The sequence below is a fragment of the Anaerobacillus sp. ABR4_321 genome, from assembly GCF_056158505.1.
In genome coordinates this window covers 882249-907384 of sequence record NZ_JBSWTK010000001.1, presented here as the reverse complement: position 1 = coordinate 907384, position 25136 = coordinate 882249, and the positions used below count along the sequence as shown (strand labels likewise).

Annotated in this window: 29 protein-coding genes; 4 read left to right on the top strand and 25 right to left on the bottom strand. The window is 43.7% G+C overall.

Annotated features, from left to right (window positions below; genetic code table 11):
* Positions 1–6 precede the first annotated feature (6 nt).
* The 12 genes from atpA to ACXADT_RS04885 form a co-directional block, all read right to left on the bottom strand.
* The gene (atpA, locus tag ACXADT_RS04940; protein ID WP_270180376.1) at positions 7–1515 is read right to left on the bottom strand and encodes a F0F1 ATP synthase subunit alpha; all 1509 of its coding nucleotides are present in this window, start codon (positions 1513–1515) and stop codon (positions 7–9) included.
* Positions 1516–1534: 19 nt separating this feature from the next.
* Positions 1535–2068 carry a F0F1 ATP synthase subunit delta gene (locus ACXADT_RS04935; protein WP_474835866.1) on the bottom strand — a complete coding sequence of 178 codons (534 nt, stop codon included), beginning with the start codon at positions 2066–2068 and terminating at the stop codon, positions 1535–1537.
* The gene (gene atpF / locus ACXADT_RS04930) at positions 2068–2601 is read right to left on the bottom strand and encodes a F0F1 ATP synthase subunit B (RefSeq protein ID WP_474835820.1); all 534 of its coding nucleotides are present in this window, start codon (positions 2599–2601) and stop codon (positions 2068–2070) included. Before atpF ends, ACXADT_RS04935 begins: the two co-directional genes overlap by 1 nt.
* A gap of 110 nt (positions 2602–2711) precedes the next feature.
* Complete coding sequence (gene atpE / locus ACXADT_RS04925; protein ID WP_224884350.1) at positions 2712–2924, bottom strand: F0F1 ATP synthase subunit C; 213 nt, start codon at positions 2922–2924, stop codon at positions 2712–2714.
* 70 nt (positions 2925–2994) lie between these two features.
* Complete coding sequence (atpB, locus tag ACXADT_RS04920) at positions 2995–3708, bottom strand: F0F1 ATP synthase subunit A (RefSeq protein WP_270180379.1); 714 nt, start codon at positions 3706–3708, stop codon at positions 2995–2997.
* A gap of 19 nt (positions 3709–3727) precedes the next feature.
* Positions 3728–4096, bottom strand: coding sequence for an ATP synthase subunit I (locus ACXADT_RS04915; RefSeq protein ID WP_270180380.1), 369 nt, complete (start codon positions 4094–4096; stop codon positions 3728–3730).
* The gene (locus ACXADT_RS04910; RefSeq protein ID WP_270180638.1) at positions 4097–4285 is read right to left on the bottom strand and encodes an AtpZ/AtpI family protein; all 189 of its coding nucleotides are present in this window, start codon (positions 4283–4285) and stop codon (positions 4097–4099) included. It abuts the gene before it with no gap.
* A 679-nt stretch (positions 4286–4964) separates the two neighbouring features.
* Complete coding sequence (gene upp, locus ACXADT_RS04905; protein ID WP_270180381.1) at positions 4965–5594, bottom strand: uracil phosphoribosyltransferase; 630 nt, start codon at positions 5592–5594, stop codon at positions 4965–4967.
* Between the two features lie 204 nt (positions 5595–5798).
* Positions 5799–7046 carry a serine hydroxymethyltransferase gene (gene glyA / locus ACXADT_RS04900; RefSeq protein WP_474810017.1) on the bottom strand — a complete coding sequence of 416 codons (1248 nt, stop codon included), beginning with the start codon at positions 7044–7046 and terminating at the stop codon, positions 5799–5801.
* Between the two features lie 206 nt (positions 7047–7252).
* Positions 7253–7825, bottom strand: a complete 573-nt coding sequence (locus ACXADT_RS04895; RefSeq protein WP_474810015.1) for a TIGR01440 family protein — start codon at positions 7823–7825, stop codon at positions 7253–7255.
* 14 nt (positions 7826–7839) lie between these two features.
* Complete coding sequence (gene rpiB, locus ACXADT_RS04890) at positions 7840–8280, bottom strand: ribose 5-phosphate isomerase B (RefSeq protein WP_474810012.1); 441 nt, start codon at positions 8278–8280, stop codon at positions 7840–7842.
* Positions 8277–8909 (bottom strand): low molecular weight protein arginine phosphatase, encoded by a 633-nt coding sequence (locus tag ACXADT_RS04885; protein ID WP_270180385.1) that lies wholly within the window; start codon positions 8907–8909, stop codon positions 8277–8279. The genes rpiB and ACXADT_RS04885 overlap by 4 nt, the downstream gene beginning before the upstream one ends.
* A 158-nt stretch (positions 8910–9067) precedes the next feature.
* On the opposite strand from ACXADT_RS04885, the gene hflK reads away from it, so the two are divergent.
* On the top strand, positions 9068–10033 hold the full coding sequence (gene hflK / locus ACXADT_RS04880) for an FtsH protease activity modulator HflK (RefSeq protein WP_270180386.1): 966 nt from the start codon (positions 9068–9070) through the stop codon (positions 10031–10033).
* Positions 10026–10958: a protease modulator HflC gene (gene hflC, locus ACXADT_RS04875; protein ID WP_474833402.1), complete on the top strand. Its 933-nt coding sequence runs from the start codon at positions 10026–10028 to the stop codon at positions 10956–10958. The genes hflK and hflC overlap by 8 nt, the downstream gene beginning before the upstream one ends.
* Positions 10959–10991: 33 nt before the next feature.
* Here the strand turns inward: hflC and ACXADT_RS04870 are convergent, their stop codons facing one another.
* Positions 10992–11549 carry a manganese efflux pump MntP gene (locus ACXADT_RS04870; protein ID WP_270180388.1) on the bottom strand — a complete coding sequence of 186 codons (558 nt, stop codon included), beginning with the start codon at positions 11547–11549 and terminating at the stop codon, positions 10992–10994.
* Between the two features lie 141 nt (positions 11550–11690).
* On the opposite strand from ACXADT_RS04870, the gene ACXADT_RS04865 reads away from it, so the two are divergent.
* Positions 11691–11951, top strand: a complete 261-nt coding sequence (locus ACXADT_RS04865; protein WP_270180389.1) for a DUF2533 family protein — start codon at positions 11691–11693, stop codon at positions 11949–11951.
* An 88-nt stretch (positions 11952–12039) separates the two neighbouring features.
* Here the strand turns inward: ACXADT_RS04865 and ACXADT_RS04860 are convergent, their stop codons facing one another.
* The 5 genes from ACXADT_RS04860 to prfA form a co-directional block, all read right to left on the bottom strand.
* Positions 12040–13080, bottom strand: coding sequence for an L-threonylcarbamoyladenylate synthase (locus ACXADT_RS04860; protein ID WP_474834648.1), 1041 nt, complete (start codon positions 13078–13080; stop codon positions 12040–12042).
* Between the two features lie 186 nt (positions 13081–13266).
* A complete protein-coding gene (locus ACXADT_RS04855) occupies positions 13267–13701 on the bottom strand; it encodes a GNAT family N-acetyltransferase (protein WP_474810001.1) in 435 nt (144 codons plus the stop codon).
* A 76-nt stretch (positions 13702–13777) separates the two neighbouring features.
* Positions 13778–14380 carry a stage II sporulation protein R gene (spoIIR, locus tag ACXADT_RS04850; protein ID WP_474833400.1) on the bottom strand — a complete coding sequence of 201 codons (603 nt, stop codon included), beginning with the start codon at positions 14378–14380 and terminating at the stop codon, positions 13778–13780.
* A 93-nt stretch (positions 14381–14473) separates the two neighbouring features.
* The gene (gene prmC / locus ACXADT_RS04845) at positions 14474–15319 is read right to left on the bottom strand and encodes a peptide chain release factor N(5)-glutamine methyltransferase (protein WP_474833399.1); all 846 of its coding nucleotides are present in this window, start codon (positions 15317–15319) and stop codon (positions 14474–14476) included.
* A 4-nt stretch (positions 15320–15323) separates the two neighbouring features.
* Complete coding sequence (gene prfA / locus ACXADT_RS04840) at positions 15324–16394, bottom strand: peptide chain release factor 1 (protein ID WP_270180393.1); 1071 nt, start codon at positions 16392–16394, stop codon at positions 15324–15326.
* A gap of 140 nt (positions 16395–16534) precedes the next feature.
* Between prfA and ACXADT_RS04835 the strand changes: the two genes are divergently transcribed.
* On the top strand, positions 16535–17869 hold the full coding sequence (locus tag ACXADT_RS04835; RefSeq protein ID WP_474833397.1) for a CoA-disulfide reductase: 1335 nt from the start codon (positions 16535–16537) through the stop codon (positions 17867–17869).
* A gap of 34 nt (positions 17870–17903) precedes the next feature.
* Here the strand turns inward: ACXADT_RS04835 and ACXADT_RS04830 are convergent, their stop codons facing one another.
* The 7 genes from ACXADT_RS04830 to fsa all read right to left on the bottom strand — a co-directional run bounded on the left by ACXADT_RS04830 (position 17904) and on the right by fsa (position 25058).
* Positions 17904–18281: a hypothetical protein gene (locus ACXADT_RS04830; protein WP_270180395.1), complete on the bottom strand. Its 378-nt coding sequence runs from the start codon at positions 18279–18281 to the stop codon at positions 17904–17906.
* Between the two features lie 566 nt (positions 18282–18847).
* A complete protein-coding gene (locus ACXADT_RS04825; protein ID WP_474833396.1) occupies positions 18848–19465 on the bottom strand; it encodes a thymidine kinase in 618 nt (205 codons plus the stop codon).
* 126 nt (positions 19466–19591) lie between these two features.
* Positions 19592–19798: a 50S ribosomal protein L31 gene (gene rpmE / locus ACXADT_RS04820; protein WP_270180397.1), complete on the bottom strand. Its 207-nt coding sequence runs from the start codon at positions 19796–19798 to the stop codon at positions 19592–19594.
* A gap of 470 nt (positions 19799–20268) precedes the next feature.
* Positions 20269–21534 (bottom strand): transcription termination factor Rho, encoded by a 1266-nt coding sequence (rho, locus tag ACXADT_RS04815; RefSeq protein ID WP_474833394.1) that lies wholly within the window; start codon positions 21532–21534, stop codon positions 20269–20271.
* 409 nt (positions 21535–21943) lie between these two features.
* Entirely contained in the window at positions 21944–22912 is a 969-nt protein-coding gene (glpX, locus tag ACXADT_RS04810; protein ID WP_270180399.1) for a class II fructose-bisphosphatase, read from the bottom strand.
* An 88-nt stretch (positions 22913–23000) separates the two neighbouring features.
* The gene (locus ACXADT_RS04805; RefSeq protein WP_270180400.1) at positions 23001–24290 is read right to left on the bottom strand and encodes a UDP-N-acetylglucosamine 1-carboxyvinyltransferase; all 1290 of its coding nucleotides are present in this window, start codon (positions 24288–24290) and stop codon (positions 23001–23003) included.
* Between the two features lie 114 nt (positions 24291–24404).
* Positions 24405–25058: a fructose-6-phosphate aldolase gene (gene fsa, locus ACXADT_RS04800; RefSeq protein ID WP_270180401.1), complete on the bottom strand. Its 654-nt coding sequence runs from the start codon at positions 25056–25058 to the stop codon at positions 24405–24407.
* Positions 25059–25136 lie beyond the last annotated feature (78 nt).

The window sequence follows — 25136 nt, the reverse complement described above, 5'->3', positions numbered from 1 at the left end:
TCCCTCTTATTCAGAAACTGCGAAGCTCTTTTTGAATTCTTCGATTGCTGCGTTGAATTCTTTTTCGTCTGGAAGAGCTTTTGTTTCGCGAATTGTATTGAAAAGATCTTTCTTATTGTGTTCGATCCAAGTCATCATTTCTGATTCAAAACGCTGAATGTCTTCAACAGGAATATCATCAAGGAATCCGCGAGTCAATGCGTAAAGGATCGCAACCTGCTTCTCTACTGCTAGCGGCTTGTTAAGTCCCTGCTTCAGTACTTCAACTGTACGTGCACCACGGTTTAGCTTAGCCTGAGTCGCTTTATCAAGGTCAGAACCAAACTGAGCAAATGCTTCTAGTTCACGATAAGATGCAAGGTCAAGACGGAGTGTACCCGCAACCTTCTTCATCGCTTTAATCTGAGCGGATCCACCTACACGGGATACGGAAAGACCTGCGTTAACCGCCGGACGTACACCCGAGAAGAAGAGGTCAGATTGAAGGAAGATCTGTCCATCCGTGATGGAAATAACGTTTGTTGGGATATAAGCTGATACGTCACCAGCTTGCGTTTCAATAAATGGAAGGGCTGTTAGTGAGCCTCCTCCTTTTGCATCACTAAGCTTCGCTGCACGCTCAAGTAAGCGGGAGTGAAGATAGAATACATCCCCTGGATATGCTTCACGACCTGGAGGACGACGTAGCAATAGGGAAAGTTCACGGTATGCAGAAGCCTGCTTTGTTAAGTCATCGTATACAACAAGAACGTGCTTGCCGTTATACATGAAGTCTTCACCCATCGTTACACCAGCATATGGTGCTAGGAAAAGAAGTGGAGCCGGCTGAGATGCAGATGCCGTTACAACGATTGTGTAATCAAGTGCACCCTGCTTACGAAGTGTTTCAACAACACCACGAACCGTAGATTCTTTTTGCCCGATCGCAACATAGATACAGATCATGTCTTCTTCTTTTTGGTTAAGAATTGTATCGATCGCAATTGATGTCTTACCAGTCTGACGGTCACCGATGATCAACTCACGCTGTCCACGTCCGATTGGAATAAGAGAGTCAATCGCTTTGATTCCTGTTTGAAGAGGCTCGTGTACGGATTTACGATCCATAACACCTGGAGCCGGACTTTCGATTGGGCGTGTTTTTGAAGTACCAAGTGGACCCTGTCCATCAACAGGCTGTCCAAGAGGGTTAACAACACGGCCAAGAAGCTCTTCACCAACTGGAACCTCCATAATACGGCCAGTACGACGAACTTCGTCACCTTCACGAATATCCGTGTAAGGTCCAAGAATAATGATACCTACGTTATTTTCTTCCAGGTTCTGAGCCATACCCATTACACCATTTGAAAATTCAACAAGTTCTCCTGCCATCACGTTATCAAGACCGTGGGCACGAGCGATACCGTCACCAATTTGGATTACGGTACCTACATCATCAACTTTAATATCAGCTTGATAATCTGAGATCTGTTGCTTTATCAGAGTACTGATTTCTTCAGCATTGATGCTCATGCATATTCACCCCTATCTTCTAGCCTTTCGCTGAAACTAATTGACGTTCCATGCGTTTAAGTTTACCGCTGATACTTCCATCAAAAATGCGATTTCCGACACGGACTTTGATACCACCGATCAAAGTTGGGTCGATCACGTTTTCGATTTGAAGTGTTTTCTTGCCTACTCGTTCTGCAAAAACTGCAGAGATCTTGTTCTGCTCTTCCTCTGAAAGAGGCATTACAGAATACACTTTAGCTGCAGCTGTTTGCTGCTGCTCATTTGCGAACATATGATAGTGGTTGATGAGATCGAAAACGATCGCGATACGATCTCGTTCAACCAATGTGAGAAGCGTATTTAAAACTGGCGCTGAAAGTGACTTTCCAAAGCTGTTTTGGATGACTTCTTTCTTTTGCGCATTTGTAAACTTAGGATGTGCGAACACTTCCATCAAGTCGTCAGTTTCATTGAATACATCGTTAACGACTGCAAGCTCTTGCTTCACTTGCTCAACGGTTCCTTGCTCATGAGCAATTTCAAAAAGAGCGTTAGCATAACGTTTTGCGATTACTTCAAGGTCCCTGCTCGTTTCTGACCGCCTGCCTGATAAAGGTAGTCATCGATCAGCTTCTGCTGTGAACGCTCGTCCAGTTCCTTCTCAACAACTTTGGAAGCGATCATTACAGATAGAGATGCAACCTGCTCGCGCAGTGATGCTACAGCAGTTTCACGTTCACGAGCGATGTCAGCTGTTGCTGCTTCTTTCAAGCGTTCAGCCTCAAGACGTGCTGCTTCAATCATTTCCTGACCTTTTTGGTCAGCCATTTTCTTTTGGTTCTCAAGCATAGTTTGCGCTTCTTGACGAACACGCTTCATTTCTTCGCGCTGTTCATTTAAGTAAGCTTCAGCTTCTTTACGGTTCTTTTCAGCAGATTCGATTTCATTAGCGATATGCTGTTCTCGTTCTTTCATGATACCCATCAACGGGCCCCAAGCGAACTTTTTCAATAGAGCAAGAAGCACGATAAATGCGAAAAGCTGATAAAGGATATCACCAGCGTGAATTCCTGTGCCAGCTCCAAGAATTAGACTGTTGAACAACGTGTTCACTCCCTTCAGAGATCATACAAAACGAATGGCGAAGGTTTCATTTCGAAACTTTCTCCGCCATCATGAAACGTTACGATTTTTCTATAAAGTTTCGTAAGTAATTATTGACCCATTACGATAAATGCGATTACTACACCGATGATCGGAAGTGCCTCAACTAGTGCGATACCGATGAACATTGTAGTTTGAAGAGTACCTCTAAGTTCTGGTTGACGAGCGATTCCCTCTACTGTACGTCCTACGATAAGACCGTTACCAATACCGGCACCTACTGCCGCTAGACCTACTGCAATTGCAGCTGCGATTAAACCCATGCTAAATTTCCTCCTTAATATTCATAAAAATAGATTTTTTATATAATGAAAAGTTCATTAATACTGTTCTTTAGTGGTCGTCTGCCACTTTGTGTGCCATGTAAACCATGGTTAGCATTACAAAGATAAACGCCTGAATTGTACCGACAAAGATACTGAATCCTTGCCATGCGAGCATAGGAAGAAAGGCTCCAAGCGCTCCGCCGATTCCTGCAGCTCCAAGTCCAGCTAGGAGTCCAAGCAAGATCTCACCGGCAAATATGTTTCCGTAAAGACGAAGACCAAGCGTCAATGTGTTTGAAAATTCCTCGATTAACTTGAAAGGAAATAGGAATTTCATTGGGGTAAAGAATCCTTTACCGTATTCCTTTGCACCTTTCATTTTCACACCGTAATAGTGTGTGAGCACCACGACCATCGTTGCTAGTGTCAGCGTGATCGTCGGGTCTGCAGTTGGAGACTTCCACCATAGTTCGTCATTAAACGAAATGGCGAATGGAAGACCAAGCATGTTTGAGACGAAGATATACATGAGTAGCGTCATCCCAAGAAACAAGAATCGTCCTCCTGTTTGCCAGTCCATGGTGCTTGAGATCAGACCTTTCACAAAGTCCATCACCCACTCGATAAAGTTCTGCAAACCAGTTGGTCGCATTGCTAGTGAGCGAGTTGCTACAACTGCAAGGATGAAAACGATAGCGGATGCGATCGTGATCATGAGTACATTGGAAAGATTAAAAGTAATGCCTAATATTTCGCCAGTTGTAGGTGCATTATGTTCCAACAGCTTTTCACCTCTCTTCCTACTTAAAGCGTATTTGAAGTATTGAATCTATGAGAATGATAATGTAGGTCACCATCAACCCAATTACCACACCTAGCAAGTTGAACAGTTCCGGATATCGAGTCGCGATTGCAACAGCTAGTCCAGCCACAGCTAACCTTGTTAAGAAGCCTAGAGATTTTGCTTTCTTCCCTTCTTCAGCAGCTTGTCCAAGTCGATTTATTTTACGGAACATGTTGAATAGGTTATAAATACTAAATATGGTTCCTAGTATTAACCCGAGGAATAATGCTTTGCTTGAGGTAACTCCCCAACCTAGAACGAAGATTGCGAGCAGATACAGGGTGTATTGTAAGTAGCGGCGGAAATGTTGTTTATATTCTGTCATTTAATCTTCCCCTGTAAACTTATGTAGAAGACGAACTAGTCCATATATTCCTCCACCGAGCCCTAATAGGAGTCCGATGACAAGAAAAAGTGGAAAAGTGTCGAAAAGGCTGTCCATCCATTTTCCAAGGAAGATCCCTGTGAGTATCGATCCGACAAGGTAAGACAGGATGGTTGAGTAAAGTGCCATCGCCTTCAAATGAAGCGCCCCTTTTCTGTTGAGGTTAGTTTAGGGAGAGATCGTCTCTCCTGCGCGGATGAAAACCTTATCACTATACCCTTTGTAAGGATACAATAGGCATCCAACCATGTCAATGTGTTTCAAGCAAATGGTGTGATGAACTTCACAAATCGAAATGCGTCCCAAAATCCCCATATACACAAGGATTATAACGCTTTCAAGTCTTCTGCGAAACCTTATATAGAAAAGAGGTAAAATTTAGCGGATAAACTCGAACAATATTGTCACTTTTTTTTCACATTTTATGTGAGTGGGACAGTTTTTAAAACAAAAACCGTTCTAATTAGAAGAGGGTTAGCTTGTAAGATTTTTATAATCTTTTCAGTTTGTGAATAGTACAGACCCCAACAAGATAAAGCGAAGCTAACCTTTCCTTCAACGTTCAAGTAACTACTTTTTACTTCTGTCACTAATTTGCTTTTAAAAGGACCGGGTTTGAGTGAAGTTTAGTGACATTGATTTGGAGGGGAAGGATGGTCGACTCCTGCGGAATGTGCGGGACGGGTCCGCAGGAGCGTTAGAGACGAGGAGGCTCCCTCTGCCCCGCGGAAAGCGAGCATCCTGGAGCGGAAGTCACTACATTTCTGATAGCAAAAGAAAAACCTCTCCATGTTGGAGAGGTTCTCGATTACTTCGTTCCATAAAGACGATCACCAGCGTCGCCTAGTCCAGGAACAATATATCCTTTTTCGTTTAGTTTTTCATCGAGACCAGCGATGAAAATGTCTACATCTGGATGAGCTTCTTGAAGAAGTTCAACACCTTCTGGAGCTGCGATCAAGCACATCATCTTGATGTTTTGTGCACCGCGCTTCTTGATCGAGTTGATCGCTTCAACAGCGGATCCGCCAGTAGCAAGCATCGGGTCGATCACGATGAATTCACGTTCCTCAATGTCTGCAGGGAGCTTTACGTAGTATTCAACCGGCTGAAGTGTTTCAGGGTCACGGTAAAGTCCAACGTGTCCTACTTTTGCAGCAGGAATAAGCTTAAGGATTCCGTCTGTCATACCGAGTCCAGCTCTTAGAATCGGAACAAGTCCGAGTTTTTTACCTGAAAGGACTTTCGATTTCGCTTCAGTTACAGGAGTCTTCACAATGACTTCCTCAGTTGGAAGTTCTCTCGTAATTTCATAAGCCATCAGAGCAGCAACTTCATCGACCAATTCACGAAATTCCTTAGTGCCTGTTTTCTCGTCTCGAATGTATGTAAGCTTATGCTGAATCAATGGATGATCGAACACGTATACTTTACCCATTTGTACAATCTCCCCTTCTCATTTTAGTATCGTTCCACAATCTTCTTCGCAATTTTACAGAAAAACGAGGACTTATTCAAGGTTTTCTAAGATGATAAAATATTCGCACTCATTGATCGAAAATAGGTCATATGCAATGCGAAGACAGTAAAAAAAGGCTATCGAATGTACTCGATAGCCCCTGGGTGTTTTCAATCTTTACTATTAATAGGAAAGATCTTCATACATTGGAAATTTATTTGTTAGATCAATGACACGCTGCTCCGCTTTCTTAAGCACAGCTTCGTCTTCAATGTTGTGAAGAACGTCGCTCATGATACTTGCGATTTCTTCCATTTCTTGCTCACCGAAGCCACGTGACGTAACTGCAGCCGTTCCGATACGGAGTCCGCTCGTTACGAAAGGACTTTGTGGATCGAACGGAATTGTATTTTTATTCGTAGTAATACCGATATCATCAAGCGCTTTTTCAGCAACTTTTCCAGTAATGTCTAAGCTTTGAAGGTCTAATAGTACGAGATGGTTATCCGTTCCATTTGAGACTAGGTTAATGCCTTCCTTTTCAAGAGAAGAAGCTAGTTTTCTAGCATTCTTGATGATGTTCTCAGAGTATTGCTTGAATTCATCAGATAGTGCTTCTCCAAAAGCCACTGCCTTTGCAGCGATCACGTGCATGAGAGGACCGCCTTGAAGACCTGGGAACATAGACTTATCGATCTTCTTCGCGAATTCTTCTTTACAAAGAATCATTCCACCGCGTGGACCGCGAAGCGTCTTGTGAGTCGTTGTTGTTACGAAATCTGCATATGGAACTGGATTAGGATGGTGTCCAGTTGCGACAAGGCCAGCAATGTGCGCCATATCGACCATCAAATAAGCATCTACTTCATCAGCGATCTCTCTAAAACGCTTGAAGTCGATCTCACGAGGGTATGCACTCGCACCTGCAACGATCAATTTCGGACGATGTTCTTTTGCTTTCTCAAGCACATCATCGTAATCGATGCGATGTGTCTCTTTATCTACACCGTATTCCACAAAATTATATTGAACACCACTGAAGTTTACAGGGCTTCCATGTGTGAGATGACCTCCGTGTGAAAGGTTCATACCAAGAACCGTATCTCCATGATTTAGAACAGTGAAGTACACGCCCATGTTTGCTTGTGCGCCAGAGTGAGGCTGTACGTTAACATGGTCTGCTCCAAATAACTGCTTCGCGCGATCTCTTGCGATGTTTTCAGCTACATCTACATATTCACAACCACCGTAGTAACGGCGCCCTGGGTAGCCTTCTGCATATTTGTTCGTTAGGACAGATCCTTGCGCTTTCATTACAGCTTCAGAAACAAAGTTCTCTGATGCAATTAGTTCAATTTTGCTACGTTGTCTACCTAGCTCGTCCTGAATTGCCTGAAATAACTCTTGATCATGCTTTGCTACTTGTTGCATTGATATCCCCTTTCTATCTCACACATATTTCTATCCTTATAATTTGAATAGTCGTGAATCAATCTCGCTTGCATTGTATCACAGATTTTGAAGACCGTATATTAAATCTCAAAATGTTTCGAATGTTCGCCTTTTCACTTACTGCTTTTGTACCTATTGCTGCTATAAGAAGGATATAGCCTTCTCCTGATCACTATTAATACCTCTTAGAAACAATGTTCATTCTTACTTGGATAAGATGCTCGTTCTCCCCCGATCAGCTTAGGACGAGATCTTGCCATCGTTAAGTGAGCATGTCCGATCATCTTGTGTCTGCCTCTGACTGGAACGGCCACGTGCCTAATATGCATGCCGATAAACGTATCACCGATGTCGATCCCTGCATCTGCTGAGATAAATTCAACGAGGACAGGGTCAGTCATTCTTTGAAAAGCATACGTCGCCATCGAGCCACCCGCTTTTACAGTCGGTACAGCGGCTACAATTTCGTATCCTCTTGCTTCCGCTGTTTCACGTTCTACAACAAGGGCACGATTTAAATGTTCACAGCATTGAAAGGCGATGCTAACACCAGTCTCATTCTGAAATGACCCAATGCTTTCATAAACAGCTTCAGCAGCAAAAGTAGTGCCTGCTGTTCCGATTCTTTCTCCCATCACTTCACTCGAACTCATCCCTACCACTAACAGATGCTGTTTAGACAAGCGTGCATCAACTTGTAAATCATCTAGTGCTTCACGGGTATGCAGAGAAATCTGCTGAGCCATTTTCTCATCCATAGCTCATTCCTCCTTTAATTCGTTTCGTAAGCAGTGATCTTACCAACGCGCTTTGCGTGACGACCGCCTTCATACTCTGTTTCAAGCCACACTTTGGCGATTTCTTTCGCGAGTCCTGGTCCTATGATTCGTTCGCCCATCGCAAGTACATTCGAATCATTATGCTGGCGCGTTGCTTTTGCACTAAAAAGGTCATGAACGAGCGCACATCGAATACCTTCAACTTTATTGGCTGCGATCGACATGCCGATGCCTGTACCACAAATAAGGATACCGCGGTCCGCTGTCCCATTCGCAACATGCTCTGCTACTGGAATCGCATAGTCAGGATAATCCACCGATTCTTTACAATCACACCCAAGATCGATGACCTCCATTCCTAATTCTTTTATCACTCCAATAATGTCATCCTTAATCATAACTCCTGCGTGATCCGCCCCGATTGCTACTCTCACCGTTCATCCTCCTCATTATCTTCCTCTTTTAATCGTTCGATTAATCGTTCGATTGCATCTTCAATTTCATTATATGTTTCATGATAGTGCTCTAACGATCCACCGAAGGGATCTGAAATATCGATCGAAGGTAGGCTACTCTCTAACTTTTCCAATTCCTTTATTTCTTTTATAAGCTCTTGTTCAAATTCTTTTCTTTTCTTCTCTTCTTCTTCACCACTCAGTCCATTCAGTTCATGTACAAAAGTGGCACGCTTCGTTTCGAGTTCTGCTGCTTTTTTTTGATAAGGATCATACATCTCTTCTCCAAACGCATACTCTTTTAACGTACTTACTTTATGCGATAGCTCTGGGAAATCTCTCAAAACTAATGCTTTATGACTTTCTGTCATCGTAAGGAGCAGGTCCCCCCATTCTGCAAGCTCCCGGTCTAGTAAACGAGCACTATGAGAAAAGGAAATGTTCTTATCTTTTAATAAGGTTTCAACCTGTTGGCTCGCTGGGGACCCATTTGCAGCGAAGACGCCTGCAGATTTAACTTCTATATTTCTGTTTTTATGTTTTACGATCGCTTCCGCCATCGGACTTCGACATGTGTTCCCTGTGCAGATAAATACTACTTTCAACATAGCCACTCTCCTTCTACCTTTATTATGAGAGATGTCAGGCGATAAATCCACCCTGTTCAACTACGTACAATCTGTGAAATAATTTTTAATGTAAATGAAACTTTTTGTAACAAGTAAACGTAATACTTGTTACAAGCAAAACCAAGGGGGGAAAGTCAATGTCACAAAGAAGAATAGCAGTGATCGCCGGATCTATCGTCCTGTTTCTAGTGCTTGGACTCGTTCTCGTTACGAGCTGGTATACGGTCGATGAATCCGAACAAGCTGTAATCATGACATTTGGGAAAGTAGATGAAGAGATTAGCGATGCTGGCCTTCATTTTAAGTTGCCATGGCCAATACAAAAAGTTGATATATTACCGAGAGAAACGTTTAGTTTAACGTTTGGATACGATGAAAAAGATGGAGAGATCGTAGATTTTCCAAAAGAAACGAAAATGGTAACTGGAGACGAAAACATCGTTCTCGCTGACCTCGTCGTACAATGGCGAATCACGAATCCTAAGAAATACCTTTATTATTCTGATCAGCCTAAAGAAATCCTTTATAACGCAACATCTGCTTCACTGCGAGGAGTTATCGGAAGCTCAGAAATCGATGAAGCGCTCACCTCTGGTAAAGCCGAAATTGAAGGAAGCGTTCGTGAAATTCTCACGAAGCTTATCGATGACTACGAAATCGGCATCTCGATCCTGGACGTAAAGCTACAGGATGTTGAGTTACCAAACGACGAAGTTCGAAAAGCATTCACAAACGTCGTTGACGCTCGTGAGCAAAAGGAAACGACGATATACGGGGCAAGAAAATACAAAAACCAGGAACTAAGCGTTGTAGAAGGACAGAAAGATGCGCGTATTTCTAAAGCACAAGGTAAAAAGGCGCAGCGTATCGAGCAAGCGCGTGGTGACGTTGCAACATTTAATGCACTATACAACGAGTATAAGAATAACCCTGACGTAACGAAAAAACGTCTCATCCTAGAGACGCTAGAAGAAGTTCTACCTGATACGAAGATCTACATTACCGATGAAGGCGGAGACACTGTGAAATACCTTCCGATCCAGCCTGGTAAAACTGAAACAAAGACTGAAACGAAGCCGAAAGGAAGTGAATCGAATGAGTGATAATAACGTTTTTAATATGGATGAGCACCGAAAGAACATCAACCCATCTAAACTGATTAAAAGCGCACTCCTCATCATCGCACTTCTTCTTATTATCGGCGGAATCTTCAGCTCCATCTTCGTCGTGAAAGAGGGCGAATACAAGGTTGTCCGTCAATTCGGTGATGTTGTTCGAATTGAAACGAGCCCTGGCTTAAACTTTAAGATTCCTTTTATTCAATCGATTACGACACTACCAAAATATCAAATGCTGTATGATGTGAATCCAGAGGAAATCACGACCAAAGATAAAAAACGGATGACTGTTGATAACTATGCGGTGTGGTCTGTCAAAGATCCACAGAGTATGATCAGTAATGCTCGAACGATTGAAAATGCTGAAGCGAAGATGGGAGAATTCATCTTCTCCGTTATTCGATCAGAGCTTGGTCAGTTAACATACGATGAAATTATTAATGAAGAAAAATCTAGCCGAGGTAGTTTTAACAACCGTGTACGCGACCGCGTAAACGAATTACTCGATCGAGACGCGTATGGAATTAGAGTTACTGACGTCAGAATGAAACGGACCGACCTTCCGGATGCGAACGAAAAGTCCGTTTTCCAGAGAATGATTTCTGAGCGTGAATCGAAAGCGCAAGAATACCTGTCTCAAGGGGACGCTGAATCAGACCGAATCAAAGCCGAGACAGATAAAGAAGTAGCTACGATCCTTGCGAAAGCCGATGCTGATGCGCAAGAAATCGTCGCAGAAGGGGAAGCTGAAGCAGCTAAGATCTATAACGAAGCGTTCAGTCAAGACCCAGAGTTTTATGAGCTTTATCGAACGCTGAAGTCTTATCGTACAACACTAAATGATGAAACAGTCATCATGCTACCTTCCGATTCTCCTTATGCTCAACTTTTACAGGGAATCTCAGAATAACACTATGATGTCGCCTTAGGGCGGCATCATCTTCTATATAACGAGAAGCTTTAATCCAAACCCGAACAAGATACATCCACCGAATAACTCACTATATGATCCTATTACGTTCTGAAACTTTTTTCCTATGATTAACCCAGCCCACGTCAACATCATACTGATCAGACCGAACAAGACGATCGTAACGACTACTCTTGCACCATAAATACCTAGACTCAATCCAACCGAGAAACTATCCAAGCTCACACTAAGAGAAAACAATAGTAACCCGATGCCGAGCGGTTTTACAAAAGGCTTATCATTCGATGTAAACGAAGAGAGACACATCTGCAATCCTAAGATGAGCAGCAAACCTCCTCCAATCATCGATGCGATACTGCCGAAATGAACGGAGATCACTTTTCCGATCAACAAACCAGCAAGGGGCATCCCCATATGGAACAACCCGATTACGATACCAATCTTAACAATCTGACGAATACGAAGCGGAATCATTCCCATACCTAGTCCAACTGAAAAAGCATCCATTCCGAGAGCCAATGCCATGATACTCAATGTCGCGAGCTCTCCAATAAGCGCCGTGGAAATCATACTCTCCCCTCCCGGGACGTGCTATTCCACTTTTATGCACGTCCACTTGAAAATAGAAGAGAAAGGCGCAATAATAGGTTAAGAGTCGTAGGATAAGGGAAATGATTCTAGGATAAGTCAAACTTTTGGAGGCTATACTCAATGAGCGTACACAGAGACATTTCATCACAGCTTGGAAGAAAAAATCGTGAAATCAACCTATTTATACAATTAGATAAAGAACGAGAAGCAGCAATCGAAAAGGCAATCGAACATTGTCATGCTAATGAACCTTATTCACTCGACCGAATCAACGAATTAACTTCCGAAATAAACGAACTCGCTAAACAAGGATCGATTCCAACACGTTCTTACGTAACTAAAATGATGATTGAAGAATTTGTTCAGAAAAAGCGAAAATAGGACTAGCACCCAAAATCACCCGGCGTTCGGGTGATTTTTATGTTGAGAATAAGAAAAGCGAGCACCCTAGTTGGATGCTCGCACTTTACTATTCTTTTATTACGTTTCCGCTAGCAGCTTTTGATAACCGGTTCATTACTGCAGCACCAACGCCCTCTTCTGTGAAAACTTCACTGTAGATCTCATCTACTTCAGCTTCGTCGAAGTTCCGAAGAACATCGTACAAGCGATTAGCGACTGTGACGAGATCACTTCTTGATCCACAAGGTATCACGACATCTGCTTGATATCCAGATTCTGATTCTTCCGTTGCTAATATGCCTACTTTCAAACCCTGTTTCCTCCGTTTATCAACAATCGCTTGGAGAAAAGAGCTCGTCCCATCCACAAGTGTTACTGGTGCAGACGGTGCATAATGTTTATATTTCACACCTGGAGATTTAGGTTTATGACTTTCATCTGTTAGCGCCGGATCGATTTCAACATGACCGACCACTTCTTCTAACTGTTCTTTCGTAATTCCGCCTGGTCTCAGGATTGTAATCGTATCACCAGAACAATCAACTACCGTGGATTCGAGTCCTACTCCTGTTGCTCCACCATCCACAACACCAGCAACCCTTCCAGTTAAGTCATGAATAACGTGCGCTGCAGTCGTAGGACTCGGTTTACCAGAAAGGTTCGCGCTAGGCGCAGCTAACGGGATATCTGCTGCTTCTAGTAAAGCAAGCGCGACCGGATGATCAGGCATGCGAATAGCCACTGTATCAAGCCCAGCGGTAACGTTCGTCGCAACCCCTTTTCCTCCACGTAGGACGATCGTTAATGGACCTGGCCAGAAAGCATCCATCAACTGAGCCGCTTCGCTCGGAATTTCAGGTACTAACTTTTCCACATGTGGACGACTTGCAACGTGAACGATGAGCGGATTGTCGGCTGGCCTTCCCTTCGCTTCAAAAATCTTTGCGACTGCCTGCTCTGAGAGTGCATTCCCGCCAAGTCCGTATACCGTTTCAGTTGGAAACGCAACAACTTCATTTTGTTTTAACACTTCGGCTGCTTCTGCAATCTGTGGATAATGTTTATCTATATCCACATCACCATCCACATACCAAACATTTGTGTGGATACCTCCCACGTTATTCACCCTCTTATACACATATTGCCGATAAACCCATTGGTTTCGGGATAAAGAGAGGTTATTCAGCAGGATTCTACATGATTTGCAGAAGCACTTTCTTCATTCTCAACAAATTAGTCCACATAATGTGGATAAAACACGATCGATCTGTGTATAAATCTGTTGATGGAGAAGTTAGAAGTTCAACTGGCGCCTCATGATCACCCTGTTCGAAGAATTCTCTCTGAATAACCTATTTTGTTTTATGTCTACAGATAGTTCTTCGCGACTAATTGTCGAAAAACCAAAAACTTGAAAGAAAAATGATTCCTCATTCGAGGTTAGATAAAGCTCTTCTAGCTTACATTTCTTCGCATATGCAATCACTTGATCGAAGAAACGTAAAAGTCGTTCAGAAGTGGACTCAGCACTATTTAACACAAGCGCACGAAGCAGACCCGATCGCCCGTGTTTCTCAAGTCCAATGACCCCGAACAATTCTTTCGATTCCGTTTCTGCGATCAAAAATGATTCTATATCAGGAAGCAAGTCCACTTCAAGCCCTGATCGTTTCACAATATTTTTCACTGCTTCTTCATCTTTGGAAGTCGCCTCTCTTACAAGAAACAAATCTATCATCCTCCTTTTCGATGCATAAAAGTTGTTCTGTTAACGTTTTATGCGAAAAAGAAGGATAATAGAACAGTTAAGCGAACAATCCTTTGATCCAATCTATCAAATCCTGAATCACTTGTACTAGAAAGAACTCTACTTCTACTTCCTCAGCCTCTTCTACAGGCTCAGCTGTTTCAGCCTGTACTGCATCACCATTTGAAAAATCTAGAAAACAAAGTGGAGGAAACAATACACACCACCAGTTATCGCCAAGACCCTCACCAATCGTGATCAGTACCGCTTCGTATGTTCCAGCTGGGTATACCATATCTCCATAAAGCTTAGTAGGAAAAGCGATTTCTCCGAATTCCACCTTAAACGTATCGTTACTGCCAATCGCCTCTAGCTCTTTCTTAACGATCGCTTCAATTTCGTTCAAGTGTCCCTTGATCACCGTTCTAGAAGCTTCGATCGACGTTAAGTTTGCAACCCAAGCATTGATCGAATCGTTCACTTCATCGCGGATACGGCGCTTTACATTTTGATCCGCTTCACTGTTGCTATTTGCTAATATACGAAGACGAATCGCTTCGTCTGGAATGATCTGCTGCTCTGTTGCAAGACTAGTTGACCCTTGAAGACTTGAAAAAAGAATAAAAGATGAGATTAATAGATTTATAAGTCCGCTTTTCATTTGTATCCCCGTCCCTTCTAGCACTCATTCTGGCCAGAATACAATGTTTTAAACATTGAACTCTTCACCAGATTGCGAGCCGATTCGACGGGGCTATTTTATCGTGCCGAACACCATGCGTTCTTTACCGCTTATATCGTTTACAACGTCTACTTCTATGCGATCTCCGAATGAAACACGAAGCATTTCAGCAACCGTACGTGCCTGTTTCTCCCCTACTTCAAATCCAATTAGACCAGGACTTGCCATTACGTCTGGCAGGTCATTTGCAAGGCGGCGGTATAAATCATATCCATCTTCACCACCCACAAGGGCAAGAATTGGCTCATGATCTTTCACAAGGGAATCTAGCTCTTCATACTCCTCTTGTGAAATGTATGGTGGGTTCGAAACCACAATATCGAACTGCTTTCCTTTAAGAGGATCTACTAAATCGCCGTGTAAAAAGGAAACCGGTGCTTTCAGTATCTTCGCATTTTCTTTCGCTATAGTCAGCGCTTCTTCAGAAATATCGACTGCCGTTACAGAAGCACGGTCAAGCTCGAGCGCTAAACTGATTGCAATCGCTCCGCTCCCCGTTCCGATATCAGCGATAGAGAGCGACTTTTCACCAAATAACGCTTGTCCGCGAGAGACGATTCCTTCTACTAACTCCTCCGTTTCAGGTCTAGGTACTAACACATGCTTGTTCACCCGAAACGTTCGCCCATAGAATTCCTCTCGCTCCACAAGATGCTGAATTGGTACTCCTGATGCATGAACGCGTATTTTTTGTGCAAAGCCCTCAAAGTCAGGCATTTCCTCTCTCATTCTAAGCAGCAACTCTGTTCGTGATACATTTAACTCTTGCTTCAGCAGCCACTCAGCTGAAGAAGCTTCTCGTCCATGGTCTTCTAAAAAAGAAGAAGCCCACGTAAGGGCTTCGAATACTGTCTTCATAAGGTCACTCTCCAGCTTCAGCCATCAAGCGAGTTTGTTCTTCTGTAATCAAAGCATCGATAAATTCATCCATCTTACCTTGCAGAATTTGATCAAGCTTTTGAATCGTCAAGTTGATACGGTGATCCGTAACTCTGTTCTGTGGGAAGTTATACGTACGGATTCGCTCAGAGCGATCCCCTGTACCTACAGCTGATTTACGATTCTCATCGTACTCTTTCTGAGCTTCTTGTTGGAACTTATCATATACACGTGCTCTAAGAACTTTCATTGCTTTCTCTTTGTTCTTGATCTGTGACTTTTCGTCCTGACAAGATACAACGACACCAGTCGGTTCGTGTGTTAAACGGACAGCTGACATCGTCGTATTAACACTCTGTCCTCCTGGTCCGCTCGAAGTGAACGTATCCACGCGGATATCTTTCTCATGGATATCAACTTCCACTTCTTCTGCTTCAGGAAGTACCGCAACCGTTGCAGTAGATGTGTGAATACGCCCTCCTGATTCAGTAGAAGGCACACGTTGCACACGGTGAGCACCGTTTTCGTACTTCATTTTAGAATAAGCACCTTCACCGTTTACCATGAAGATGATTTCCTTAAATCCACCTAGCTCTGTGTAACTTGCTTCGATCACTTCAGATTTCCAGCCCTGTGCTTCTGCATAACGGCTGTACATGCGATAAAGGTCACCAGCAAATAAAGCAGCTTCATCTCCACCAGCTGCTCCACGAACCTCGATGATAACGTTCTTATCATCGTTCGGATCCTTAGGCAATAGGAGAATGCGAAGTCTTTCAGCGAGCTCTTCCTCCTGCGGCGTAAGTTCAGCAAGTTCAGCCTTCACCATTTCGCGCATTTCAGGATCTTTCTCATCTTCAAGCATCGCTTTCGCATCCTTGATTCCTTGAAGCACTTCCTTATACTCACGATACACCTGTACCGTTTCCTCAAGACTTGATTGTTCTTTGGAATATTCACGTAACTTCTGGGTATCACTGATCACTTCAGGATCACTCAATAGCCCGTTCAATTTGTCATAACGTTCTTCTACAGCTTCTAACCGTTCTAACAAGATCTTTCACCTCGTTTTCGTTGCATAACATTCTAATTATAGTATAGGATAAATGGCTCGTCAAAAGCAAAAATAGCTTGAACTTTCTATGAATAGGGTAAACTAACTACAGTATTTTTTACTTAAAAGGAGTTGTTTCCATGAAAGTCGTGATTATAGGTGGAGATGCTGCAGGTATGAGCGCAGCGATGCAAATCGTAAGAAACGATGAAGAAGCAGAGGTCGTGACACTTGAAAAAGGAAATATTTATTCATACGGCCAATGTGGGCTACCTTATGTGATTAGTGGAAAAATTGAATCCACAGAAAAACTGATCGCGCGAACTGTCGATACGTTCCGTGAGAAGTACGGTATCGATGCAAGAGTCTATCATGAAGCAACAGAGGTCGATACGGAAAACAAGATTGTGAAGGGAAAGAACCTTCAATCGGGTGAGAACTTCCAAGAAAGCTACGATAAATTACTGATCGCAACAGGCGTTAGTCCCATCAAGCCAGACTGGAAAGGAATTGACCTCGAAGGTGTACATACACTAAAAACGATCCCAGACGCAGAAAAGGTGATGGAAGATACAACAGAATCGATAAAGAACGTTGCCATCATCGGCGGCGGGTATATCGGTCTCGAGATGGCAGAAACATTTCGCGAGATTGGTAAAGAAGTACGCATCATCGAACGAGGTCCCTATCTCGGCGGCATCTTTGATGAAGATATGGCTGAACACATTCACGAAGAAGCAGAACGAAATAACGTTTCTGTTCACACGAATGAGTCTGTCGAGGAACTGCAAGGTGATTCACGGGTCAGAAAAATTGTCACAGATAAAGGGGAGTATGATGCTGACCTCGTTCTCGTTTCGATCGGAGTAAAACCGAACACAGCTTTCGCTCAAGAATGCGGGCTTCATACTGCTAAGAATGGCGCCATCCAAGTAAATCGTTATATGGAGACGAGCATAGAAGATATTTATGCTGCAGGTGATTGTGCAACACACTACCATCGTGTTAAAGAGCGCGATGACTTCATCCCTCTCGGCACAACAGCCAATAAACAAGGCCGTATCGCAGGACTCAATATGATCGGACACTCAAACACGTTTAAAGGAATCGTAGGCACGTCCGTTATTAAATTCTTCGACTTAACATTAGGACGAACTGGATTATCTTCTAAAGAAGCAGAAGAGCTAAATCTACCGTTCACAAGTTGCTCAACTCGGGCAACTGATATTGCTGGATACTACCCAGACGCGAGAGAGCTTAATGTAAAGCTCATTTACCGCGATGACAACGAACGCATTATAGGAGGTCAGTTTATCGGAAAGCATGGCGTGGATAAACGCGTCGACGTTCTCGCCACTGCCCTTTTCCACCAAATGACGCTTCATGATATCGAAGACCTTGACCTCGCATACGCTCCTCCATATAACAGCGTATGGGACCCGATTCAACAAGGAGCAAGAAGAGCACAACATTAAAATGACCCTCTCCCACATAGTTGGGAGAGGGCTTTTATCTAGCTCGAACGTGCACTTTGTATCTTGGCACCGCTTGATAAATTTTCTTAGCTAATCTTCGTCGCTGCTCATTCAAATCCATCGCTTCTACGGATTCAAACTTCACATTCACCCACACGTGATTTCCATTGATCGAAACAGCGCCAGCATCTAGCCCTTCTGCTTCTACAACTTCACGTATTTTGTTCTGGTCATCACTGATCGTCGGCTTTTCTACACCCATATTTCGGTACGAATTTGGGTTCAGATTGATATCCGTGTTCAATTGTTGACCTTCACCAGCTGCACCATTTGATTCAGGTGGCTTAAGAGGGGAACATGCCGAAGTGAATAACATTAGTGATGAGAGTAAAACTGCGCAAACCACTTTCATTCTAAAACACCTCCTGTTCTTAAGGTGTCCGACTTTATAGGAGGGTAAAGCAGTTAAATTATGTTAGTTAGAGGGCGATTTCGAGTTGCTGTGAGGGGTTTTGTGCGGGAATGGGGGTTCTTGGGCCGGAGTGGGCAGTGTTTATTGTCCAAAATCGTGATTTATTGTCTAAAATGAAATTTTATTAGCCAAATCGGGGTTTAATTGTCCAGAATGAGTTTTTATTAGCTAATTAGAGTGATTATCGTTTGGGAGCGGGTCTAAGCGGACGCTTCCGCTTTTATGGGCTAGCTGCAGTTCGCAGAAACTCCTATATTTCACTCTCTAAATGGAACACAAAGAACGTGTTCCTTTTCGAGAGCTCCAATATATCCGTTTCTAAACGCTCACTTCCGCTTTTCTTGGGCTAGCTGCAGCGTCCAGACCCTCGTGGCGCTTCACCTTTTCAATTGAACACACAAATCGTGTTCCCTTGAAAAGCTTCCACCGCCTTCGGGTCTAAGCGGACGCTTCCGCTTTTCTAACTTCCAACTAAAAAAACCCGGTTCCCCGGGTTTTTCTTCTAACTATCTTGTAATTTCTTCTTGTTGTAAATCTCTAGCCGTTGGTTTGCCTGGAACCTTGTGGCAGTGGCGGCACCGTGGCTCATATGACTCTGAAGCTCCAACTAGAATGATCGGGTCGTCGTAGTGAGCTGGCTTGCCGTCGATCAGGCGCTGTGTTCTGCTTGCTGGTGAGCCGCAGACTACGCAAATGGCTTGAAGCTTTGTAACGGACTCAGCTACTGTGAGAAGCTCTGGAACCTGTCCAAATGCTTTACCACGGAAATCCTGGTCAAGACCTGCCACAATGACGCGCACGCCTTCGTCAGCAAGCTGCTGGGCAACTTCCACAATTCCATCATCAAAAAATTGCACTTCATCGATTGCGACCATATCTGTATCTTCAGCCACACGATCAAGTATCGCTGTTGAGTCGTTTACCGGCACAGCAATAACCGATGTGCCATTATGAGACACAACGGACTCTTCACTATATCTGTTATCAACTTTTGGTTTGAAGACCTGAACTTTCTGTTTCGCATAAGTTGCTCTTCTTACACGGCGGATCAATTCTTCTGATTTTCCAGAAAACATGCTACCGCAAATGACCTCAATCCAGCCGTTGTGTTTCATGACATGCATGCAACCGCTTCTCCTTTCTCCCTACCGAAAAGACATCGTCTAATCTATATATTCCCCTTTTAAAGGTTTAAAACTCCTTGAAGTGTTAAAAAAACAGGCAAGAAGGATACTTGCCTGTTCTTATCATTAACCGTTAAGGTTGTATTTTTTTCTAAACTTATCTACACGTCCACCAGCGTCAGCAAACTTCTGACGTCCTGTGTAATACGGGTGACACTCTGAGCAAACCTCAACGTTGACCCCGTCTTGTTTTGTAGATCCTGTTTCGAATTCGTTACCGCAAGCACACTTAACCATTACTTTCTCATAACCTGGGTGAATTGCTTGTTTCATGAATTTCATCTCCTTCCGCCCTGATTCCTTAGGAAACAGAGTTATCTAAAACCGACAAACGAAGCTGACGGTTTTCTGCACATACAGAAGTATTATAGCAGGGAGCATACCACAATGCAATCGATCATAAGAAAGCCATTTTCAGTTGTCTTTCCGCTGGGTATCTAGCTAAACAGGCTATACCCTCGTGTTTCGTGTTCCTTCGAAAAGGCTCCACCGCTTGTCGAAGTCCAGCTACACAAGCCAAATCCTTCGGCCGTTTCACCCCCTCGGGCGAGACAAAAAACGTCTCATCCTCGCGGGCTCCAACGACCTACGGATTTAAACGGGCTCGTTTCGCTTTTCAGGTCTTAACGGCCAGCTCCGCTTTTCTTGATCCAGCTGCGCTTGCCAGACCCTCGTGGCGCTTCACCTTTTCGATTGAACACACAAATCGTGTTCCTTCGAAAAGGCTCCACCGCCTTCGGGTCTTAACGGCCAGCTCCGCTTTTCTCTTTCTCAAACAAGTTGAACATTTCTTCGTTTGTTTTTGTCTTTCTTAGTCGCTTCAGGAAGTTATCGACAAATTCAAATGAGTCGTCCATGCTCTTTCTGATCGTCCAGAGCATTTCAAGCTGTTCTTTTGGAAGAAGAAGTTCTTCTTTTCTTGTTCCGGATCTGCGAATATCGATGGCTGGGAACATGCGGCGCTCAGCAAGTTTGCGATCGAGGTGAAGCTCCATGTTACCTGTTCCTTTGAACTCTTCATAGATGACGTCATCCATACGAGAGCCTGTCTCCACAAGTGCAGTTGCAAGGATCGTTAAGCTTCCGCCTTCTTCGATGTTACGGGCAGCACCAAAGAATCGTTTTGGTCTATGGAATGCTGCTGGATCGATACCACCAGAAAGTGTTCTTCCACTTGGTGGAATCACAAGATTATAAGCACGAGCAAGACGTGTAATACTATCGAGAAGGATGACAACGTCTTTTTTATGTTCAACAAGACGCATCGCACGTTCAAGGACGAGCTCGGCTACTTTAATATGGTTATCTGGCGTCTCATCGAACGTCGAGTGAACAACGTCTCCATCAACAGAACGTTCGATGTCCGTTACTTCCTCAGGTCGTTCGTCGATCAGAAGAACGATGAGCTCCGTGTCAGGGTGGTTCGTTGTAATACTATTTGCGATTTCTTTTAGAAGCATCGTTTTACCAGCCTTAGGAGGTGCAACGATTAAACCACGCTGACCGTATCCTACAGGCGCGATCATATCGATGATACGAGTCGAAAGGTTATTGGACTTGTTTTCAAATTCCATTCGCTTCTCAGGGTAGAGAGGCGTTAGAGCCGGAAAATGAACGCGTTCTTTTGATGAATCTGGGTCATCCCCATTAACTGCTTCTACATGGAGAAGACCATAGTAACGTTCGTTTTCTTTCGGTGGACGCACCTTACCAGATACGCGATCCCCGTTTCGAAGGTCGAATCGACGGATTTGAGATGCAGATATATAAATATCTTCGGCACTCGGTGAATAGTTGATCGGACGTAAGAAGCCAAATCCTTCAGATGAAATAATCTCAAGAATTCCTTCCATGAAAAGAAGACCAGACTGCTCTGCCTGCGCTTTTAGTATCGCAAATACAAGTTCCTTTTTGTTCAGCTTACTGTAGTAGGAGACTTTGTATTTTCTAGCCTGCTCATACAGTTCTTTTAAATTCATTTGTTCTAAATCAGATAAATTTACTGCCATGTTGACACCACACTTTTAATTTATAATAATGCTAGTTTTTCCTAGAAAAAAGGATTAAAGGAGAAGAGAGTACTACGAATATGAATAGCTGTTATTGCTTTCTAACTAAAATTACGTACGAAAAAAGAAAGAGTTTGTGAGATCCCATGAGAGGCTAGTATTCTTTTCCATGCAGGTATCTCTTATGTGAGAGTAGAGGAAGTGCACAACGAAGGTATTGCTAAACGATCGTTTCTCTTGTGCTCAATTAAACATAGTTTAAAATTTTATAGGTTAAACCTCATGATAGGGTTAAATCTTCTTAAAGTACAGCAAAATAATGTAGCACCTTATAGTTTTACCAGATTCTTTAAGAATATTCAACATGAAATGAGCGATGCTGCTATCACAGCACCACTCTTTCCAAAAATTAAGGCTTTATCACTAAGTCGGGTTTCTTTTTCAAGCTATGTTTGCCATCGATGAAGCGAACGGTTCCAGATTTTGCTCGCATAACAACAGATTGAGTCGTTCCAGCCGTTCCTTTGAAGCGAACGCCTTTCAATAGCTCACCGTCAGTCACGCCTGTTGCAGCAAAAATGGCGTCTTCTCCTCTAACGAGGTCTTCCATGCGCAATACGCGAGAAACGTCTACGATTCCCATCTCACGGCAGCGGCGCATCTCTTCTTCGTTCTGTGGAAGCAGTTTACCTTGGATCTCACCACCGAGACACTTGAGTGCAACTGCAGCTAAGACACCTTCAGGGGCTCCCCCTGAACCAAACAGGATGTCGACTCCAGTATCTTCAAAAGCAGTATTGATCGCAGCCGCGACATCTCCATCTGTGATGAGCTTGATTCTTGCACCAGCAGAACGTACCTCTTCTATAATCTGTTCGTGACGTTTGCGATCCAATATGACCGCCACGCAGTCTTCGATGTCTTTATTTTTTGCTTTTGCTACTGCTTTTAGATTATCTAGAACAGAAGCATTAATATCGACTTTTCCAACAGCTTCTGGTCCTACCGCGATCTTGTCCATGTACATGTCAGGTGCATGAAGCAAGTTTCCATGGTCCGCAACAGCAAGGACAGCGAGAGCATTCCATGTACCGGCAGCTACAATGTTTGTTCCTTCGAGTGGATCGACAGCAACGTCCACACGTGGACCATAACCTGTACCTAGCTTTTCACCGATATAAAGCATCGGTGCTTCGTCCATCTCTCCTTCTCCGATCACGACGGTTCCTTTCATCGGAACGGTATCAAACACATCGCGCATAGCAGACGTAGCAGCATCATCTGCCTCTTCTTTTTTCCCACGACCCATCCAACGAGCAGAAGCAAGTGCGGCAGCTTCTGTTACTCGAACGAGTTCCATCGACAAACTTCTTTCCATTATGCTCTCCTCCCCAAAGTACCCAGCAGTAAAACGCTTTCATTTTTATTAAAAACAGAAAAGCGGCTCAAACCGCTTCTTCTGTTTCTTACGTATTCTCTACTTCTTTTAGCTCTTCTTGATCCAACTTCTCACGCCAAACGCGTGCGCCAAGGTCACTGAGCTTCTCCACAAGTCGTTCATAACCACGATCGATGTGTTCAAGCCCAGATACTTCCGTTACGCCTTCAGCCATCAATCCAGCTACGACGAGGGCAGCTCCTGCGCGAAGGTCTGATGCACGAACCTTTGCACCTTGAAGTCTCGTTGCTCCGTTGATAATGGCAGAACGACCTTCAACTTTAACATTCGCTCCCATTCTACGAAGCTCATCAATGTGCTTAAATCTCGCTCCGTAGATCGTATCGGTTACAACACTACTACCCTCTGCGTTTGTGAGGAGTGAGGTGAACGGCTGTTGAAGATCAGTTGGAAAACCAGGATATACAAGCGTTTTGACATCGACGCTCTTCCACCCTTGACGTGGTGAACTGATGTACACTTGATCTTCATTCGTTTCGACCGTTACGCCCATTTCACGAAGCTTCGCGATGAGTGACTCTAAGTGTTGCGAGATCACGTTGTCGATTACGACCTCGTCCCCCATTGCTGCTGCCATGATCATGTAGGTGCCCGCTTCGATACGGTCAGGAATTATAGAATGATAGCAACCGTTAAGTTCGTCGACTCCATCGATTCGAATAACGTCCGTTCCAGCACCCTTGATCTTTGCACCCATGCTAGAAAGCAATGTGGCAACGTCGATGATCTCGGGTTCTTTTGCAGCATTTTCAATCACTGTTCGTCCTTTTGCACGAACGGCAGCGAGCATAATATTGATCGTTGCGCCAACGCTAACTACATCAAGGTAAATACGCGCGCCTTTCAATTCGTCGGCACGAAGGTAGATCGCACCTTGCTCATTCGTCACCTTCGCACCGAGAGCTTCAAAGCCTTTGATATGCTGATCGATCGGACGTGGCCCTAGGTTACATCCACCAGGCAGGCCTATTACTGCTTTCTTAAATCGACCGAGCATCGCGCCCATCAAATAATAAGAGGCACGTAGTTTCTTAACTTTTCCGTTAGGCAACGGCATGGCAATCATTTCTTGAGGGTTTACCGTAAGCGTATTGCCATCCAGCTCAGCTTGTCCCCCAATTTCTTCTAAAAGATCACGTAGGATTCCAACGTCTGATATGTTAGGCAGGTGGTCGATCGTGACAGTGGATTCGGCTAATATAGCCGCCGGGATGAGTGCTACCGCACTATTCTTGGCCCCGCTCACCTGAACGGTTCCACTTAAGCGATGGCCTCCGGCGATCATCAACTTTTCCATAATGGTCTCCCTTCTTCGTCCGCATCTTATTCCTGGCAATGGATTTGTCGAAATGTGAAACTCCATAAGAATAGTATGGGCAAAAACAGGAAGTTCATGCCAATTCCATCTCGATTAATCCAAGTCTTTTTGTACTTCGTTCCAATCAGAAAGAAACTTATCGATACCTTTGTCTGTAAGAGGGTGCTCTAGCATTTGTAGAACAACTTTCAGTGGCATCGTACCAATGTCTGCTCCTCTTAATGCTGCTTCAGATACGTGAAGCGGGTGGCGGATCGATGCGGCAATGATTTCAGTTTCAATTCCATGTACAGCAAATAGATCAGAAATCTCAGAGATTAAATCTAACCCGTTGTGTCCGATGTCGTCTAGTCTTCCAAGAAACGGTGATACATAAGAAGCACCGGCACGAGCTGCAAGTAGCGCTTGATTTGAAGAAAAGACTAGCGTTACGTTTGTTTTTATTCCTAACTCAGAAAATGCCTTAACTGCTTTAAGACCTTCCTGGTTCATCGGTACTTTTACAGTGATGTTCGGAGCGATGTTTGCAAGCTGTTTGCCTTCTTCGATCATATCCTCAGCTTTCATGGATACGACTTCAGCGCTGACTGAGCCTTTCACCAAGTCTGTTATTTCTCTCAAACGATCATGAAAGTCTACGTTTTCCTTAACAACAAGTGATGGATTAGTCGTTACTCCAGCTACAACTCCCATATCATAAGCTTGTTTGATATCATCTAAATTAGCAGAATCTATAAAAATTTTCATTGTGTACGTCCTCCTCTGTTGTTTAGAAAGCGTTTACTAAAAAATTTTAACATAAATTTCTATCTGATTTACGGGTTT